The organism is Massilia mucilaginosa (assembly GCF_011682145.1).
Taxonomy (GTDB): Bacteria; Pseudomonadota; Gammaproteobacteria; order Burkholderiales; family Burkholderiaceae_D; genus Telluria_A; species Telluria_A mucilaginosa.
Genome location: NZ_WHJH01000147.1, coordinates 1 through 1,448 on the forward strand (window position 1 = coordinate 1; position 1,448 = coordinate 1,448).

1 protein-coding gene is annotated in these 1,448 nt (G+C 55.5%); it reads right to left on the reverse strand.

Annotated features, from left to right (window positions below; all coding sequences use genetic code 11):
• Positions 1 to 104: 104 nt before the first annotated feature.
• Positions 105 to 1,397, reverse strand: coding sequence for an IS701 family transposase (locus tag F2P45_RS34175; protein WP_166882652.1), 1,293 nt, complete (start codon positions 1,395 to 1,397; stop codon positions 105 to 107).
• Positions 1,398 to 1,448: the final 51 nt, after the last annotated feature.

Consider the following 1,448-nt stretch of genomic DNA (forward strand, 5'->3'; position numbering starts at 1 on the left):
TCTTACTGTGTCATAAGTTATATCGAGCCACATTGCAGCAGGGGCATCGTTGAAGTCGTTTCACGATTGCAGACATGATGAGTGTGCGCAATGACGTAATTGATTCAGGTACGTGGCGCTGTGTCCGCCCGGCTGCCGCGAGGGATGTAACCATCGGGTAGGGCAAGGACTTCTGATTGTGCAGAGTTTTTTTTTGCGCCTCGATGATTGAGGCGGTGAGCAATTAAAAATCCATAGGCTGCGATGCAGAGCGTGGCGTGATGGTGAAAGCCCTGCCAGCCCCGTCCTTCATAATGGCCAAGTCCAAATTCTTGCTTCAGTTCTTGATAGTCTCGCTCTATACGCCAGCGCATCTTCGTCACAAACACGATTTGTTCAAGCGTGGCGTCGGCTGGCGCTGTCGATAGAAAATACTTTAGCGGCTCCGTATCTCCTTCTGGCCATTCAATCAATAACCACTCCTCGTCGCGCTGTTCGCTGCGCCAATAGTCCCGATGAGCCGGTCGTACGCGTACTGAGGCGAATCGCGATGACAAGGTCGAATTGCTTCCCTCGCGCCAGCGTACCTGCTGGAATGCCGATGGCGGCAATCCCATCGCTAACGCCTTGACCGACATTGGCTCATGACCGGGCCCTCGGCGAAGCAGGCTTGACGGGCGCCCTCGGCCCCGTTGAGGTATCGGCGGCAGCGGTGATACACCTGGCGGCCACACTGTAGTACCGGGGCGAATGCCCACGGCGTAGAACAAACCCATTTCCGTTATGCCGTCACGAAAGGCCGTTTCGTCACCGTAACCGGCATCGGCCAATACCACGCCGGGCGGAACACCAGACTCGACGGCGGTTCGCAGTTGATTCAGCGCGATTTCTGGCTTGGTTGCAAAAACCAGGTCTTCGGGTACGCCCGCCTTTAGACGACGTTCCGTATCACTCGCCCAGTCCTTCGGAAGATAGAGTTGGTAAGCAATGGGAACACTTCCCGACTCGGTGGCAAGTGACAAGCTAACCGCGACTTGGCAATTGTCCTGCTTGCCAAGTTGGCCGCAGTATTGACGCGCCACCCCAACTGAGTGCTTACCTTTCTTGGGGAAGCCCGTGTCGTCGATGATCCAATAATGCCCGGTTTGCGCGACCAATGCTGGCTGCACCCACTTACGAACCGATTCGAGCAGTGCCGAATCAGACCACGTAGACTTGGCGACAAAGTGATGTAGCGACTGATGCTTGGCGCGCACATGCATCGGGTCTGTATACGCCGCCAGTGGTTCGACGCTCTTGCGCGCGATTGGCAGCATCAATCCCCGACAATAATCCTTCAGACTGACCCTTCGGTCGGCATGGCCCAGTGCAGTGCAAAGGTGTTCGAGATACTCGTCCAGATCTGCCAAATTGTCCATCTTCACCCCCATCGTCATGGAAGGTTTCAGTATACACAAGGGCTAATAGTT